Origin of the sequence: Hydrogenophaga intermedia, assembly GCF_000723405.1 — a bacterium.
Taxonomy (GTDB): domain Bacteria; phylum Pseudomonadota; class Gammaproteobacteria; order Burkholderiales; family Burkholderiaceae_C; genus Hydrogenophaga; species Hydrogenophaga intermedia.
Genome location: NZ_CCAE010000003.1, coordinates 48,757 through 62,575, shown reverse-complemented (window position 1 = coordinate 62,575; position 13,819 = coordinate 48,757). Strand labels below are relative to the sequence as shown.

The window sequence follows — 13,819 nt, the reverse complement described above, 5'->3', positions numbered from 1 at the left end:
CGGATCTGGCATGTGCACAGGCCATGGTCAGCTCCACCGACATCGCCCAGCGCATCGTCGCCGCCATCCTGGCGCAGCGCCTGGCGCCCGGTACGCGCCTGGGCGAGCAGAACCTGTCGATGCTGTTCGACTGCAGCCGAACGCTGGTGCGCGAGGCCCTGGTGCGCCTGGCCGCGCGCGGCATCGTCACGGTGAGTTCGCGCCGCGGCTGGTACGTGGTGCAGCCCTCGCACGCGGAGGCGCGCGAGGCCTTCGAGGCGCGCCGCGTGATCGAGACGGGCCTGATCCGCCGCAACGGCCACGTGGACAAGGCCGCGCTCAAGCGCCTGCGCCAGCACATCCGCCAGGAGCAGGCCGCCCTCAAGGGCGATGACGTGGGCCAGCGCAGCTACCTGCTGGGCGATTTCCACGTGTGCCTGGCCGAATGCCTGGGCAACCAGTTGCTGGCCGAGACCCTGCGCGACTTCACCGCGCGCACCACGCTTATTGCCATGCTCTACCAGAGCACGCACGACGCCGTGCAGTCCTGCGCGGAGCACGTGCGGATCGTCGAAGCCCTGGAGCGCGGCGACGTGGCCGCCGCCGAGCGGCTGATGGAAGACCACATCGGCCAGGTGCAGGCGGCCCTGCGCCTGAGCACCCCCAACGACCCCCTGGCCGACCTGCGCGACGCCTTGGCGCCCGTGCGCGCGGCACGCGCGCCCGAATCCCCTTCCTCCCCCGACCACGAAACCTACCTAGGAGCCCTGCTATGACCCTCGCCACACGCCGCACCCTTGGCCGCCTCGTCCTGCTCACCGCGTCCCTGGCCGCCACCGTCGTCGCCGGTCACGCCCACGCGCAGACCGCGCTCGACGGCGTGATGAAGGCCAAGCTGATCAAGATCGCCGTGCCCACCGATTTCCCGCCCTACGGCTTCGTCGGCATCGACCTCAAGCCCCAGGGCCTGGACGTGGACACGGCCAACCTGATCGCCGCCAAGCTCGGCGTGAAGGTGGAGCTGGTGCCGGTGACCAGTGCCAACCGCATCCCTTACCTGCAGACGAAGAAGGCCGATCTCGTGATCTCCACGCTCGGCAAGAACCCCGAGCGCGAGAAGGTGATCGACTTCACCGTCGCCTACTCGCCCTTCTTCCAGGCCGTGTACGGCCCGAAGAGCGCGGCGCTGGCCGACTTCAACGGCCTGGGTGGCAAGAGCGTCGCCGTCACGCGCGGCGCCATCGAAGACCAGGAGCTCAGCAAGGTCGCGCCCGTCAACACCGACATCAAGCGCTTCGAGGACAACAACGCCACGGTCTCGGCCTTCGTGTCGGGCCAGACGCAGTTCATCGCCACCGGTGTGTCCGTGGCCGACAACATGATCAAGCGCAACCCGGCCCTGGGCGCCGAGTACAAGCTGCTGCTGAAGGACAGCCCCAACTTCATCGGCGCGGCCAAGGGCGAGGACGCGCTGCGCACCAAGGTGAACGAGATCGTGCTCGCGGCCAAGAAAGCGGGCGAACTCGACGCGCTGGCGAAGAAGTGGCTGGGCCGCCCGGCCGGCACGCTGCCCGAGTGAGGCCCTGAGTCCACGCCGCAGGCATCGCCACCATGGGCATCGAACTCGACTTCTGGGCCGTGCTCGCGCAGTGGCCGTTGCTGCTCAAGGGCATGGCCTGGACGCTCGGGCTCACCGCGGTGTCGGCCGTGCTGGGCGTGGCGCTGGGCGTGGCCTGCGCCTGGGCACGCACCGAGGGGCCGGCGGCGCTGGGCTGGTTGGCCGCCACCTACGTGGAGCTGATCCGCAACACGCCCTTCATCGTGCAACTGTTCTTCGTGTTCTTCGGCCTGCCGGCGGCGGGCGTGAAGCTCACGCCCGAACTGGCCTCGGTGATCGCGATGGTGATCAACCTCGGCGCCTACGCGGCCGAGATCGTGCGCGCCGGCGTGGAGGCCACGCCGCGAGGCCAGTTCGAGGCCGCGGCCAGCCTGGCGCTGTCGCGCGCGCAGACCTTCGTGCACGTGGTGCTGCCGCCGGCGCTGCGCAAGGTCTGGCCCGCACTGACCAGCCAGATCATCATCGTGATGCTGGGCTCGGCGGTGTGCGGGCAGATCGCCACCGAGGAGCTGAGCTACGCGGCCAACCTGATCCAGAGCCGCAACTTCCGCGCCTTCGAGGCCTTCATCGTGGCCACCGCGCTGTACCTGCTGCTGTCGGTGGCGGTGCGTGCCCTGCTCAGCTGGGCCGGTCCCCGTTTCATCTTCGGCGGAGGCCGCCGTGGTTGATTTCTCGCTATGGGACATCGTGCGCAACCTGCTGCTGGCCGCGCGCTGGACGGTGGTGCTCTCGCTCATCGCCTTCATCGGAGGCGGCCTCGTCGGGCTCTTGCTGCTGGTCGCGCGCACCGCGCGCTGGCCCGGCGCCACCGCGTTCGTGAAAGGCTACGTGCAGCTCTTCCAGGGCACGCCACTGCTCATGCAGCTGTTCCTCGCCTACTTCGGTCTGGCGCTGTTCGGCTTCGACACCTCGGCCTGGGTGGCGGCTTCGCTCGCGCTCACGCTCTACACCAGCGCCTTCCTGGTGGAGATCTGGCGCGGCTGCGTGGAGGCCGTGCCCAAGGGCCAGTGGGAGGCCGCGCAGAGCCTGGCGCTGAGCTTCGGCGAGCAGTTGCGCCACGTGATCCTGCCGCAGGCCCGGCGCATCGCCATCGCGCCCACGGTGGGTTTCCTGGTGCAGGTCATCAAGGGCACGGCGCTGGCCTCGGTGATCGGTTTCGTGGAACTCACCAAGGCCGGCACCATGATCACCAACGCCACCTTCGCGCCCTTCCTGGTCTACAGCTGCGTGGCGCTGATGTACTTCGCGCTGTGCTTCCCCGTGAGCCTCTACGCCCGCGCGCTCGAAAGGAAACTGAATGTCCGCCGCTGAACCCCACGCCATCGTCGACATCGGCGCACTGCGCAAGGCCTATGGCGCCAACGAGGTGCTCAAGGGCATCGACCTGAAAGTGAAGCGTGGCGAGGTGATCGCCATCATCGGCAAGAGCGGCTCGGGCAAGAGCACGCTCTTGCGCTGCATCAACGGGCTGGAGGTGTTCCAGTCGGGCACGCTCACGGTGGACGGCCAACCCCTGCGCCACCAGGACGCGGCCGCCATGCGCGAGCTGCGCCAGCACGTGGGCATGATCTTCCAGAACTTCAACCTCTTCCCGCACCTGAGCGTGGGCCGCAACGTGATGCTGGCGCCCTCGCTGGTGAAGAAGACGCAGGAGGCCCTGAACATCGAACGCGCGAAGCAGTTGCTGGCGCGCGTGGGCCTGGCCGACAAGTTCGACGCCTATCCCGAGCAGCTCTCTGGCGGCCAGCAGCAACGCGTGGCCATCGCGCGCGCCCTGGCCATGCAGCCCAGCGTGCTGCTGTGCGACGAGATCACCTCCGCACTGGACCCGGAGCTGGTGGGCGAGGTGCTGCAGGTGGTGGAGTCGCTGGCCAACGAGGGCATGACCCTGCTGATGGTGACGCACGAGATGAACTTCGCGCGCAAGGTGAGTGACCGCGTCATCTTCATGCACCAGGGGCGCGTGCACGAGATGGGGCCCCCGGAGCAGTTGTTCGGCCATCCGGCCACGCCAGAACTCCAGCAGTTTCTGGCGTCGGTGCACTGAAGAATCAGCCACCCCAGCGCAGCCAGATCCAGATCACGCCCAGCGACAGCAGCGTCACCGGCACGCCCACGGTGGCGTGGCGCCTCCAGTCGATGACGATGCCCTGGGCGCGCGCCAGGTCGGCCACGATGAGGTTGGCGATGGAGCCCACCAGCAGCAGGTTGCCAGCGAAGGTGGTCACCAGCGCCAGCAGCACACCGGCCCCTGGCTCGCCCGACAGGTGCGGCAACAGCAGCATCACCGCCGGCACGTTGGACACCAGGTTGGACAGCGCCACGCCCACCACCATCAGCGGTCCCGGGTCGGCAAGGTGCACCCCCTGCCCGGCCAGCCAGGCCACCGCCTGGGTCGCCAGGCCGGTCTGCTCGAAGGCGTGGTTGACCACGAACAGGCCCATGAACAGGATCAGCAACGGCCAGTCCACCAGCTTCATGAACTCGGCGGAGGCCAGGCGACGGCTGAGCAGCAGCAGCGCCGCGCCCACCAGGGCCATCACCTCGTGCGGGCCGTCGCGGAACAGGAACAGGCCCATCAGCGCGCCCGCCACCACCAGGCCCTTGGTCGTCTGCCACACGTCCAGCGGCGGGTCCTCGGAGCGCCGGTCCCTGGGCGGCAGCGGCTCCAGGCGCTCATGCGGCACGCACACCAGCCAGCCCCACAGCAGCACCAGGCTGATGAGCACCGGCACCAGCGCCGCGCGCGCGTAGCCGGCGAAGTCGAGCCGCATGACCGAGCCGATCAGCATGTTCTGCGGGTTGCCGATGAGCGTGGCGGCCGAGCCGATGTTGGCCGCGCAAGCCAGGCCGATGAGGAAGGGCAAGGGGTTGGTGCCGCGGCGCAGGCACAGGCGCGCCACGATGGGTGTCATGGCCAGGCAGACGACGTCGTTGGAGAACACGGCCGACAGCACCGCCGCCACGGCGATGAGCGCGGCCAGCAGCGCGGCGTCCGGCAGTGGCAGTTCGCCCACGCGGCGCGTGACGGCGGCGTAGAAGCCGCCCAGGCGCATTTGCGCCGAGATCACCATGAAGGCGAACAGCAGCAGGATGGTGGGCAGGTCGATGGCCTCGGCCGCCTCGACCACGCCCATGCCGGAGATCGCGATCACGGCCACGGCGCCCAGCAGCGCCACGCCCGAGCGGTCGAGCCGCAGGCGCGGCAGGCCGCCCAGGAACATGCCCAGGTAGACCACGCCGAAGACGACGATGACGGCCCAGTCGGCGGCGGCGTGGATCATGGGATCGGTCGAGGGCATGGAGCGCGCATCGTAGCGGTGGGCAGCAAAAAACCGCCCGAAGGCGGCTTCTCAAAGGGCGGCGCCCGAAGACGGGCGGCGCGCTCAGGCCTGCAAGGCCGCTGTGGCTTGTAGGCCTGCCCGCTGCGCGCTCAGGCCTGCAAGGCCGCCCACATCTCCTTGTCGCGCTCGGCCGTCCAGATGCGCGGGTTCTTGATGCCCTTGGCCTCGTCGTACGCGCGGCTGACGTCGAACGGCAGGCAGTGTTCGTAGATGAACACGTGGCCGAAGACCGGGTCCATGCTCTTTCGGGTGTGGGCCATGGCGGCCTTCAGGTCCATGCCCGCCGAGGCGGCTTCCTTGCCGGCCTGGAACAGGGTGGTGACCCAGCGCTTGGTGTAGTCCAGCGCCTTGTTCACGTCGGCGTTGCCTTTCATGGCCTCGCCGCGGCCGGGCACGATGGCCTCGGCCTTGAGCGCGCGCAGGGCTTCCAGCGTGGCGGGCCATTCCTCGAGCTGGGCGTCGCCGGTGTAGACGCCGGCCTCGTACTCGACCAGGTCGCCGCTGAAGAGCACCTTCTCGTCTTCCACCCAGGCGATCGTGTCGCCGCGCGTGTGGCCTTGGCCGGGGTGCCAGATCTCGACCTTCACACCGCCCAGGTCGACGGTGAGCGAGCCCTGGCGGCCAGGGGTGCCGTCGCCGATGACCAGGGTGGGCCATGTCAGGCCGGGCACGCTGTCGGCGCCGCGGAACAGGCGCGGGAAGCGCTCCATCTCGCTCTGCATGTCTTCGGCGCCGCGCTCCACGATGAGCTCGTAGGTGCCGCGGCTGGCGATGACTTCGGTGGCGCCTTCAGCCATGTAAGCACTGGCACCCAGCACGCGCACGGCGTGGTAGTGGGTGAGCAGCACGTACTTGATGGGTTTGTCGCTGACCTCGCGGATGCGCGCGATCAGGTCCTGCGCCATGGCGGGGGTGGCCGTGGCATCGCTGACCATGATGAACTTCTCGCCAATGATGACGCCCGAGTTCGGGTCGCCTTCGGCGGTGTAGGCCCAGCAATGCGGGCTGAGCTGTTCGAAGGTGATCTTCTTGTCCTGCAGGTCGGCTTGGGAGGCGAAGGCTTTGCTCATGGGGTCTGTCTCCGGTGGGGAAGCTGGAATTTTAACTAATCGAAATTCGTTTCATATAGGTAAACGCCTGAAATCCCCTTCATCTCACTCGGGCCGACGGCCGGCCAGGCCGCCCTCCAGCACCGCCACCACCTCTTCGGCGAAGCCGGCGTAGCTCATGGGGCCACCGGGGCGCAGCCAGATGAAGGTCCAGTTGATCATGCCGAACAGCATCATGGTCAGCGCGGCCTGGTTGGTGGGGGTCACGCGCTCGGGGTAGGCGCGCTTGATGAAGCGGGTGAAGGCGGCCACCACGTCGCGCTGGCGGTTGACCACCTGCTCGCGCTGCGCGGGGCCGAGGAACTTGGTGTCTGACACCAGGGCCGCGTGGCGCGTGGCGCTGGTTTCGTATTCGGCCAGGAAGGCGCGCACCAGTTCGCTCAGGGCGTCGCGTTCCGACAGGTTCTTGCGCTGGGCCCGGCCTTCGGCCTCGCCGATGAGGGCGAGCAGGCGCTGGGTGTAGCGGTCCAGCAGGTCGAACAGGATCGCTTCCTTGCTCTCGTAGTAGTGGTACAGCCGCGCCTTGCTGGTACCGCAGGCCTTGGCGATGTCGTTCATGCTCGCGGCCGGGAAGCTCTGGCGGGCGAAGCACTGGGCGGCGACGTCGAGGATCTCGTCGCGTTTGAGGTCATGGGTAGCGGACTTCGGTCGGGCCATGCGAGGATTCTGCCTCCCACCTTCTCATCCGCCCATGCCCACCGCCCCCGATCCCCTCGTCGAACACGCCTGCGAACTGCTGTCGCCGCTGGGCCACGTGGTGGCGCGGCGCATGTTCGGGGGCTGGGGGCTGTCGGTGGACGGCATGAACCTGGGGCTGATCGCCTGGAACACGCTGTACCTGAAGGCCAATGCCGAGACCGAACCGCAGTGGCTGATGGCGGGTTGCCGCCCCTTCATCTACGAGGCCAAGGGCAAGGCGATGCGCCTGAACTACTTCACGGCGCCCGAGGAGGCGATGGAGTCGCCCGCGCTCATGCAGCCCTGGGCGCGGCTGGCGCTGCAGGCCGCGGTGGCCGCGCGCGCGCCGCGCAAGAAGGCCCCGAAGAAAACCTCAAGGCGGGTTTGATTCGAAGCGCGAGAGCACGCGGCCGCGGCCGGCGACGAGAAACTCGGTGTAGCCGAGCACGCCGCGCAACAGGCGCCCGAAGGCCAGCATGGCCTGGCCCAGCGCGGTGGCGAGTTCGCGCGATGGCGCGACCACCTCGCGCGAGAAGCGCTGCGGGCTCGCCTCGGCCTGCGGGATGACGCTCCAGTCGAAACGCAGCGCCTCGCCGCGGATCCAGGGCTCCATCACCAGGTGGGCGCCGGCCGGCACGAACAGCGATTCGCCGGTGCCCAGCACGTGGTCGCCCAGGCCGTCGGGCTGGTGCGGCAGGTTGAGGGTGACCCAGGCGCGGCCGGTGGTGACGATGAGGCGGCTGTCTTCGGCGGGACGCAGGCTGATGGCCCGGTGGGCGCCGACGACGAAGCCGCGACGCGAGGAGGTTGATGCCGAATCGGAACGGGTTTCCATGGGGTTTCTCCATGCACCAGGGGGTAGTGGCGCGGATGTCATCGTCGGGCCTGGCGCGCAACACGTCCAATGAAAGCCGGCTAAGCTATTGATTCGCCCACCGCATCAATCGTCATGAGCCTGACACCCCGCCACCCCCGCACCCGGCCCATCGGCATGGGCCACCTGCGCGCCTTCGAGGCGGTGGCGCGGCACCTGAATTTCCGCGCCGCGGCCGAGGAGCTGTCGCTCACGCAAAGTGCGGTGAGCCGACAGATCCAGTCGCTGGAGGACGAGGTGGGCGCCTCGCTGTTCCTGCGCCACACGCGCGCGGTGGAGCTCACCAGCGCGGGTTCCATGCTGCTGCGCGCCGCCGGCACGGCGCTGGAGCGCGTGGACAACACGGTGCGCCAGATCCGCCAGAGCGCGGGGCGCAAGAGCGTGGCCATCACCACCTGGGCGTCGTTCGCGTCGATGTGGCTGATCCCGCGCCTGGAGGCCTTCCAGCGCGACCACCCCGACATCGACATCCGCATCGACGCCACCGACTCGGCGGTGGACCTGGCCACGGCCGACGTGGACATGGCCTTGCGCTACGCCGTGCCGCAGGCCGTGCCTCCGGGCGCGGTCCGCCTCTTCGGTGAAAAACTCACGCCCGTGGCCAGCCCCTGGCTGCTGCAAAGCCACCCCATCCGCCGCATCGAAGACCTGGCGAGTTGCTCGCTCATCGAAGCGGGTGACGCGCACCGCACGCGCCACCTGGAGTGGCTCACATGGCAGCGCTGGCTGGACCATTTCGCGGGCCCCGAGCCCGCGCCGCGCGGGCGCAAGGCGGCCAGCAGCAAGCCGCGCCTGAACCCGCAGCGCTGGCTGTACTTCAACTACGCGCAGCAGATCGTGCAGGCCGCCGTCATCGGCCAGGGCGTGGCGCTGGCGCGCCTGCCGCTGGTGGCGGAAAACCTCGCCAGCGGCGCGCTGGTCGAGCCGCTGCCGCACGCGCGCATCGACTCCCCGCTGGTGTACTGGCTGGTGATGGCGCCCCGCAGCGAGCACCGGCCCGAGGTGAAGGCCTTCGCCGACTGGCTGCTGGGCCAGGCCGCCGCCACACGCGAGGCCATTGGCGACGTGCCGGATCCCGACACCGTCGATCAGATTGACTGACCCACACATGTCCTCACTCAGCAAAGGCAACCTGCGCAGCATCGTCGCCATGCTCATCGCCGTAGGCTTCTTCGCGCTCATGGACGCGGTGCTCAAGACGCTGGCGGCGCGCTACCCGGCGTTGCAGATCGCCGCGCTGCGCGGCCTCACCGCGCTGCCGCTGGTGCTGGTCTACATCGCCTGGCGCGGCACCTGGCACACGGTGCTGCGCGCGCGATGGCCGCTGCACGCGCTGCGCGGCGTGCTGGGCATCGTCATGCTCACGCTGTTCACCATGGGCGTGCGCACCCTGCCGCTGTCGGCCGCGTACACGCTGTTCTTCATCGCGCCGCTGCTGATCACGGCGCTGTCGGTACCGGTGCTCAAGGAGCGCGTGCCGGCCGCGCACTGGTGGGCCATTGCGGTGGGCTTTCTGGGGATCCTCATCGCCCTGCGCCCCAGCGGCGCGGACCTGCAGACCGGCCTGGTCACGGCGGGTGGCCTGGCCATCCTGGGCGCGGCGCTGTGCTACGCCGTGGCCGCCGTGGCGGGCCGCCTGGCCAGCCGCACGGACACGAGCGAGTCGCTGATCCTCACCATGATGTTGTCCATGGCCGTGGGCGCGGGCCTGCTGGCGCTGCCGAACTGGCTGCCCATCGCGCGTGCCGACCTGCCGCTGCTGCTGGCGCTGGCCATCACTGGCTTCTGCGGCCAGCTCGCCATCACCGAGGCCTTCCGCCACGGGCAAGCCTCCATCGTGGCGCCGTTCGAGTACAGCGCGCTCGCCTGGGGGCTGGGACTGGACTGGCTGATCTGGCAGGCCCTGCCGGGCCCGCACACCTGGCTGGGCGCGGCCATCGTGGTGGGCAGCGGGCTCTACCTGATCCGGCGCGAGCGACGCATCAGCGAGGTGCACGCCAGCGCGGAGCACCCCTGAAACAAATCACGCCACGGGCCAGGCGACCCCTTTGTCGCACAGCACCGCGTCCAGCGGCACGTCGTGCGGCTCGGGCCGCAGCATGGGCAGGAAGGCGAAGTCGTAGCCCAGGCCGACGGTGAAGGGCTTGGGCTGCAGCGTGGCCAGGGTGCGGTCGTAGAAGCCGCCGCCGTAACCCAGTCGATAACCACCGGGCCCATAGCCCACGCAAGGCACGAAGATCAGCGTGGGCTGCACGATCTCGGTGTCTTTCGGTTTCGGGATGCCGTAGGCGTCCTCTTCCATCGGGCAGCCCGGGTACCATGTGTAGAAAGTCAGGGTCTTGTCGATCTTGTTGACCACCGGCAGGCCAATGCGGCGGTGGCGCTGCTGGCCCTGCGCGTCCTCCTCCAGCCCCGCCTCCTGCCAGCGGAACAGCGCGGGCAGCGGGTCGAACTCGCCCTTGATGGGCCAGTAGGCGCCGATGACGGTGTCGGGCCGGTTGACCAGCCACACGCGCATCACGCGCTGCAACTGGTCATTGCGCCAGAGCCGATCGCCGAGCCGCTGGCGCTTGTCTACCAGCGACTTGCGCCACTGCGCCTTCTGTTCGCCGGGCGTGCCGCCGGCCGTCTTGTTCGCGGGTGGAGGGGAACTCTGGCCGTCGTTGCTGTCCATAATCGGCTGTACGTCACGAAGGTCGATATGCAGGGATTTCGCAGGCGCTGGATGGCGCGTTTCGCGGCCCGCCCCGTTCAAGGGGCGCGGCTCATTATGGCGGCGCTGCTGCTGCCTTCCCTGGCGTGGGCGCAGACCGCCGCGTCCGACCAGACCCTGCTGTCCATGAGCGAGGCCGCCCGGCGCGGCCAGGCCAGCGAACTCTCCCGCCTGCTGCCCACCGCGCGCGGCCACGTGCTGGAGCCATTGGCCCGCTACTGGGAGATGCGCGCGCGCCTGGACACGGCGCCCGCCACCGAGATCCGCGCCGCGCTGGACGCGATGGCCGGCACCTATTGGGAAGACCGCCTGCGCAACGATTGGCTGCTGCAACTCGGCAAGAACCGCGACTGGGCGCGCTTCGAGGTTGAGCGTCCGCTGTTCCGCATGAACGACGACCGCCAGGTCACCTGCTACACGGTGATGCTGGACGCCGCCGGCAGCCGACTGCCGCCCGAAGTGGCGGCCGAACGCGTGCGCGAACTCTGGCTGGCGCAGCGCGACGTGGACGACGGCTGCGCCACGGCCGCCCAAGCCCTGCTGGCCAGCGGCCACCTGCGGCCCGCCGTGGCCTGGCTGCGCGCTCGACTCATGATGGAAGTGGGCCGCAGCCGCGCGGCCAGCCAGGCCGTGGGGCTGGTGGAGCCCGCCTCGGTGCCCACGGTGGACGCCATCGCGGCCAACCCCGCGAAGTACCTGGACGACAAGATCACCGCCATCCGCCCCCGCACCAAGGAACTGGTCACGCTGGCCATCATCCGCCTGGCCTCGCAGGACCCGGTGCTGGCGGCCGACGAGCTCGACAGCCTCAAGTGGCGCGCCCAGCTCACGGCCGAGGAGCGCGGCTGGCTTTGGGGCGTGATAGGCAAGCGGTCGGCGCAGCGCCTGCAAGCCGAAGCGTTGTCGTACTTCACCAAGGGCGAACTGCGCTTCATGACCGACGACCACCTGGCCTGGATGGCGCGCGCCGGCCTGCGCCTGGGCCGCTGGGACGCGGTGCGCGACGCCATCTACGCCATGAGCCCCGCGCAGCGCAGCGAGATCGGCTGGACCTACTGGCGCGCGCGCTCGATCGAGGCCCTGCAGGAGCCCGACGCCGCCGTGGCGCGCGCCCAGGCGCGCGAGATCTACGAGACCATCGCCTCGCCGCGCGACTTCCACGGCATGCTGGCCATGGAGTCGCTGGGCCTGCCGATCGTGGCGCCCACGCCGCCCGAGCCGCTGACGGCCGAGGAGCGCCGCGCCGCCGAGCAGAACCCCGGCCTGCGCCGCGCGCTCGCGGCCATGCGCCTGGGCCTGCGCGGCGAGGGCGTGCGCGAGTGGAACTACCAGGTGGCCCTGCACACGCCCGGCGGCATGCCCGACCGCGAGCTGCTCGCCGCCGCCGACCTGGCCTGCCGCGAACAGTTGTGGGACCGCTGCATCAACACCAGCCAGCGCACGCGCGAGGCCATCGACATGCAGCAGCGCTTCCCCACGCCGCATCGCGAGCAGGTGGTGGCGCGCACGCGCGACATCGGCCTCGACCCGGCTTACGTCTACGGCCTCATCCGCCAGGAAAGCCGCTTCGTGGTGGAGGCGCGCTCGCAGGTGGGCGCCTCCGGCCTCATGCAGGTGATGCCCGCGACCGCGCGCTGGACGGCGCGCAAGATCGGACTGAGCGACTTCCGCCCGCACCACATCAACGAGCGCGACACCAACATCCAGATCGGCACCGCCTACCTCAAGTTCGCGCTCGACGACTTCGAGGGCTCCCTGCCGCTGGCCGCTGCGGCGTACAACGCCGGTCCTTCGCGCGCTCGAGCCTGGCGCAACGGGCCCGTACTTCCCGGCGAAATCTGGGCCGAGAACATCCCCTTCGAGGAAACGCGCGACTATGTGCAGCGCGTGCTGACCAACACCGTGAACTACGCGGCGCTCATGAGCGGCGCGCCGCAGTCGCTGCGCCAGCGGCTGGGCACCGTGGGCCCGCGCAGCGGGGCAGCCCCGGCGGAGAACACCGAACTGCCCTGAACCAGACGCAACAGGAGGCGCCATGAAGAAGGTTCTCGTGCTCGGCGGCACCGGCTTCGTCGGCCGCCACGTCTGCGAAAAGCTCCAGCGGCGCGGCTGGCACATCACGGTGCCCACGCGCCAGATCGCCAAGGCCAACGCCGTGCTGCCCCTGCCGCGCGTGACCGTGGTGCAGGCCGACGTGCACGACCCACGGCAACTGCTGCGCCTCATGGAAGGGCAGGACGCGGTGGTCAACCTCGTGGCCATCCTGCACGGCAATGAAGAGGCTTTCGAGCGCGTGCACGTGGAGCTGCCCCTGTCCATCGCCGAGGCCTGCCTGGCCGACGCGGCCTGCCGGCTGGTGCACGTCAGCGCGCTGGGCGCGTCCGCCGACGCCCCCTCCATGTACCAGCGCAGCAAGGCGCGCGGCGAAGAGGTGCTGCGCGCCACGGGCCTGTCGCTCACCCTGCTGCGGCCCAGCGTCATCTTCGGCCGGGGCGACCACTTCCTCAACCTGTTCGCGCGGCTGCAGCGGTTCTCGCCCGTCATGCCGCTGGCCGGCGCCGACGCGCGCCTGCAACCCGTGTGGGTGGAAGACGTGGCCGAGGCGATCGCGGTCTGCCTGGGTGACGACGCGCTTGGGCGCGCCAGCATCGGCCGCACCATCGAATGCGCGGGGCCCGAGGTGCTCAGCCTGCGCGAGTTGGTTCAACTGGCGGGCCGGCTCAGCGGCGCCGAGCGCCCGGTGATCAGCCTGCCACTGTCGGTGGGTCGCTGGCAAGCCGCCTTGCTGGAGCTGCTACCCGGCGAACCGCTCATGAGCCGCGACAACGTCGCCTCGCTGTCGGTGCCCAACGTGGCCAGCGGCGCGCTGCCCGGCCTGGACAGCCTGGGCATCACGCCGTCCAGCGTGCACGCCATCGCGCCGGCGTACCTGGGCGAGCGCAATGCGCGCACCCGGCTACTGCATTTGCGGAAGCAGGCACGACGTTGATCGGATCTTGATCACGATCGCACCCGCCGAACCGTACGGGGGTGGTGTTTCGGGGCACACTCGCGCCTCCGAAATGAGTACCTTTCACTGATAGGTGGACCATGACCCAGTACGACGGCTTTTCGCAAACTCCCCGCCACGCCAGCCTGCCGCGCAACGAGAGCCAGCGCGACGTGGTCAACCGCCTCAAGCGCATCGAGGGGCAGATCCGCGGGCTCATCGACATGGTGCAGACCGAGCGCTCCTGTGAGGAGGTGGCCCAGCAGATGGCCGCCGCCCGCAAGGCCATGGACAAGGCCTTCTACCGCATGATGGCCTGCTCGCTGATGGAGGCCGTGGCCGAATCCGCCGTGGAAGGTTCGGCCATGCGCGACGTGGAACGCTCCACGCGCATCCTCGAAAAATACGCCTGAGCGATCCGCAGACCAAAGCATTCATGAAAGGCCCGCATCCATCGGGCCTTTCTTTCGCATCGATCGCGGCACCGCGCGGGCCTAGGATGCGGTCTTCTCACG

Annotated in this window: 16 protein-coding genes; 11 read left to right on the top strand and 5 right to left on the bottom strand. The window is 69.6% G+C overall.

Going from position 1 to position 13,819, the window contains the following annotated elements:
* The first annotated feature begins 23 nt into the window (after positions 1-23).
* The 5 genes from BN948_RS03190 to BN948_RS03170 are packed head-to-tail and all read left to right on the top strand — an operon-like array spanning position 24 to position 3,644.
* Positions 24-755 carry a GntR family transcriptional regulator gene (locus BN948_RS03190; protein WP_009516745.1) on the top strand — a complete coding sequence of 244 codons (732 nt, stop codon included), beginning with the start codon at positions 24-26 and terminating at the stop codon, positions 753-755.
* Positions 752-1,558, top strand: a complete 807-nt coding sequence (locus BN948_RS03185) for a transporter substrate-binding domain-containing protein (protein WP_009516743.1) — start codon at positions 752-754, stop codon at positions 1,556-1,558. Before BN948_RS03190 ends, BN948_RS03185 begins: the two co-directional genes overlap by 4 nt.
* 32 nt (positions 1,559-1,590) lie before the next feature.
* Positions 1,591-2,265: an amino acid ABC transporter permease gene (locus BN948_RS03180; RefSeq protein WP_009516742.1), complete on the top strand. Its 675-nt coding sequence runs from the start codon at positions 1,591-1,593 to the stop codon at positions 2,263-2,265.
* A complete protein-coding gene (locus BN948_RS03175) occupies positions 2,258-2,908 on the top strand; it encodes an amino acid ABC transporter permease (protein WP_009516741.1) in 651 nt (216 codons plus the stop codon). Before BN948_RS03180 ends, BN948_RS03175 begins: the two co-directional genes overlap by 8 nt.
* Positions 2,895-3,644, top strand: coding sequence for an amino acid ABC transporter ATP-binding protein (locus BN948_RS03170; protein WP_009516739.1), 750 nt, complete (start codon positions 2,895-2,897; stop codon positions 3,642-3,644). The genes BN948_RS03175 and BN948_RS03170 overlap by 14 nt, the downstream gene beginning before the upstream one ends.
* Positions 3,645-3,648: 4 nt before the next feature.
* Here BN948_RS03170 and BN948_RS03165 read toward each other — a convergent pair whose 3' ends face one another.
* The 3 genes from BN948_RS03165 to BN948_RS03155 form a co-directional block, all read right to left on the bottom strand.
* Positions 3,649-4,899 (bottom strand): anion transporter, encoded by a 1,251-nt coding sequence (locus BN948_RS03165; RefSeq protein WP_009516737.1) that lies wholly within the window; start codon positions 4,897-4,899, stop codon positions 3,649-3,651.
* 131 nt (positions 4,900-5,030) lie between these two features.
* The gene (locus BN948_RS03160) at positions 5,031-6,011 is read right to left on the bottom strand and encodes an MBL fold metallo-hydrolase (protein WP_009516735.1); all 981 of its coding nucleotides are present in this window, start codon (positions 6,009-6,011) and stop codon (positions 5,031-5,033) included.
* Positions 6,012-6,095: 84 nt separating this feature from the next.
* Entirely contained in the window at positions 6,096-6,707 is a 612-nt protein-coding gene (locus tag BN948_RS03155) for a TetR/AcrR family transcriptional regulator (RefSeq protein WP_009516734.1), read from the bottom strand.
* 34 nt (positions 6,708-6,741) lie between these two features.
* Between BN948_RS03155 and BN948_RS03150 the strand changes: the two genes are divergently transcribed.
* Positions 6,742-7,116, top strand: a complete 375-nt coding sequence (locus BN948_RS03150) for a TfoX/Sxy family protein (RefSeq protein ID WP_009516733.1) — start codon at positions 6,742-6,744, stop codon at positions 7,114-7,116.
* Here BN948_RS03150 and BN948_RS03145 read toward each other — a convergent pair.
* A complete protein-coding gene (locus BN948_RS03145) occupies positions 7,102-7,563 on the bottom strand; it encodes a DUF2917 domain-containing protein (protein ID WP_009516732.1) in 462 nt (153 codons plus the stop codon). The two genes, BN948_RS03150 and BN948_RS03145, sit on opposite strands and share 15 nt — an antisense overlap.
* Before the next feature lie 114 nt (positions 7,564-7,677).
* Between BN948_RS03145 and BN948_RS03140 the strand changes: the two genes are divergently transcribed.
* Both BN948_RS03140 and BN948_RS03135 read left to right on the top strand, forming a co-directional pair.
* The gene (locus tag BN948_RS03140) at positions 7,678-8,703 is read left to right on the top strand and encodes a LysR substrate-binding domain-containing protein (protein WP_009516731.1); all 1,026 of its coding nucleotides are present in this window, start codon (positions 7,678-7,680) and stop codon (positions 8,701-8,703) included.
* A 7-nt stretch (positions 8,704-8,710) separates the two neighbouring features.
* Entirely contained in the window at positions 8,711-9,619 is a 909-nt protein-coding gene (locus BN948_RS03135) for a DMT family transporter (RefSeq protein WP_009516729.1), read from the top strand.
* 6 nt (positions 9,620-9,625) lie between these two features.
* Here the strand turns inward: BN948_RS03135 and BN948_RS03130 are convergent, their stop codons facing one another.
* Positions 9,626-10,276 carry a 5-formyltetrahydrofolate cyclo-ligase gene (locus BN948_RS03130; RefSeq protein ID WP_009516728.1) on the bottom strand — a complete coding sequence of 217 codons (651 nt, stop codon included), beginning with the start codon at positions 10,274-10,276 and terminating at the stop codon, positions 9,626-9,628.
* 51 nt (positions 10,277-10,327) lie between these two features.
* Here BN948_RS03130 and BN948_RS03125 point away from each other — a divergent pair, with 51 nt between their 5' ends.
* The 3 genes from BN948_RS03125 to BN948_RS03115 all read left to right on the top strand — a co-directional run bounded on the left by BN948_RS03125 (position 10,328) and on the right by BN948_RS03115 (position 13,717).
* Positions 10,328-12,328: a lytic transglycosylase domain-containing protein gene (locus BN948_RS03125; protein WP_035620409.1), complete on the top strand. Its 2,001-nt coding sequence runs from the start codon at positions 10,328-10,330 to the stop codon at positions 12,326-12,328.
* 22 nt (positions 12,329-12,350) lie between these two features.
* Entirely contained in the window at positions 12,351-13,304 is a 954-nt protein-coding gene (locus tag BN948_RS03120; protein ID WP_009516726.1) for a complex I NDUFA9 subunit family protein, read from the top strand.
* A 101-nt stretch (positions 13,305-13,405) separates the two neighbouring features.
* On the top strand, positions 13,406-13,717 hold the full coding sequence (locus BN948_RS03115) for a metal-sensitive transcriptional regulator (RefSeq protein WP_009516724.1): 312 nt from the start codon (positions 13,406-13,408) through the stop codon (positions 13,715-13,717).
* Positions 13,718-13,819 lie beyond the last annotated feature (102 nt).

What these genes read in the sequence shown, in the direction of transcription:
- BN948_RS03190 (WP_009516745.1), top strand. Translation starts at nt 24, where the DNA reads ATGGTCAGCTCCACCGACATCGCCCAGCGCATCGTCGCCGCCATCCTG.
- BN948_RS03185 (WP_009516743.1), top strand. Translation starts at nt 752, where the DNA reads ATGACCCTCGCCACACGCCGCACCCTTGGCCGCCTCGTCCTGCTCACC.
- BN948_RS03180 (WP_009516742.1), top strand. Translation starts at nt 1,591, where the DNA reads ATGGGCATCGAACTCGACTTCTGGGCCGTGCTCGCGCAGTGGCCGTTG.
- BN948_RS03170 (WP_009516739.1), top strand. Translation starts at nt 2,895, where the DNA reads ATGTCCGCCGCTGAACCCCACGCCATCGTCGACATCGGCGCACTGCGC.
- BN948_RS03165 (WP_009516737.1), bottom strand. Translation starts at nt 4,899, where the DNA reads ATGCCCTCGACCGATCCCATGATCCACGCCGCCGCCGACTGGGCCGTC.
- BN948_RS03160 (WP_009516735.1), bottom strand. Translation starts at nt 6,011, where the DNA reads ATGAGCAAAGCCTTCGCCTCCCAAGCCGACCTGCAGGACAAGAAGATC.
- BN948_RS03155 (WP_009516734.1), bottom strand. Translation starts at nt 6,707, where the DNA reads ATGGCCCGACCGAAGTCCGCTACCCATGACCTCAAACGCGACGAGATC.
- BN948_RS03150 (WP_009516733.1), top strand. Translation starts at nt 6,742, where the DNA reads ATGCCCACCGCCCCCGATCCCCTCGTCGAACACGCCTGCGAACTGCTG.
- BN948_RS03145 (WP_009516732.1), bottom strand. Translation starts at nt 7,563, where the DNA reads ATGGAAACCCGTTCCGATTCGGCATCAACCTCCTCGCGTCGCGGCTTC.
- BN948_RS03140 (WP_009516731.1), top strand. Translation starts at nt 7,678, where the DNA reads ATGAGCCTGACACCCCGCCACCCCCGCACCCGGCCCATCGGCATGGGC.
- BN948_RS03135 (WP_009516729.1), top strand. Translation starts at nt 8,711, where the DNA reads ATGTCCTCACTCAGCAAAGGCAACCTGCGCAGCATCGTCGCCATGCTC.
- BN948_RS03130 (WP_009516728.1), bottom strand. Translation starts at nt 10,276, where the DNA reads ATGGACAGCAACGACGGCCAGAGTTCCCCTCCACCCGCGAACAAGACG.
- BN948_RS03125 (WP_035620409.1), top strand. Translation starts at nt 10,328, where the DNA reads ATGGCGCGTTTCGCGGCCCGCCCCGTTCAAGGGGCGCGGCTCATTATG.
- BN948_RS03120 (WP_009516726.1), top strand. Translation starts at nt 12,351, where the DNA reads ATGAAGAAGGTTCTCGTGCTCGGCGGCACCGGCTTCGTCGGCCGCCAC.
- BN948_RS03115 (WP_009516724.1), top strand. Translation starts at nt 13,406, where the DNA reads ATGACCCAGTACGACGGCTTTTCGCAAACTCCCCGCCACGCCAGCCTG.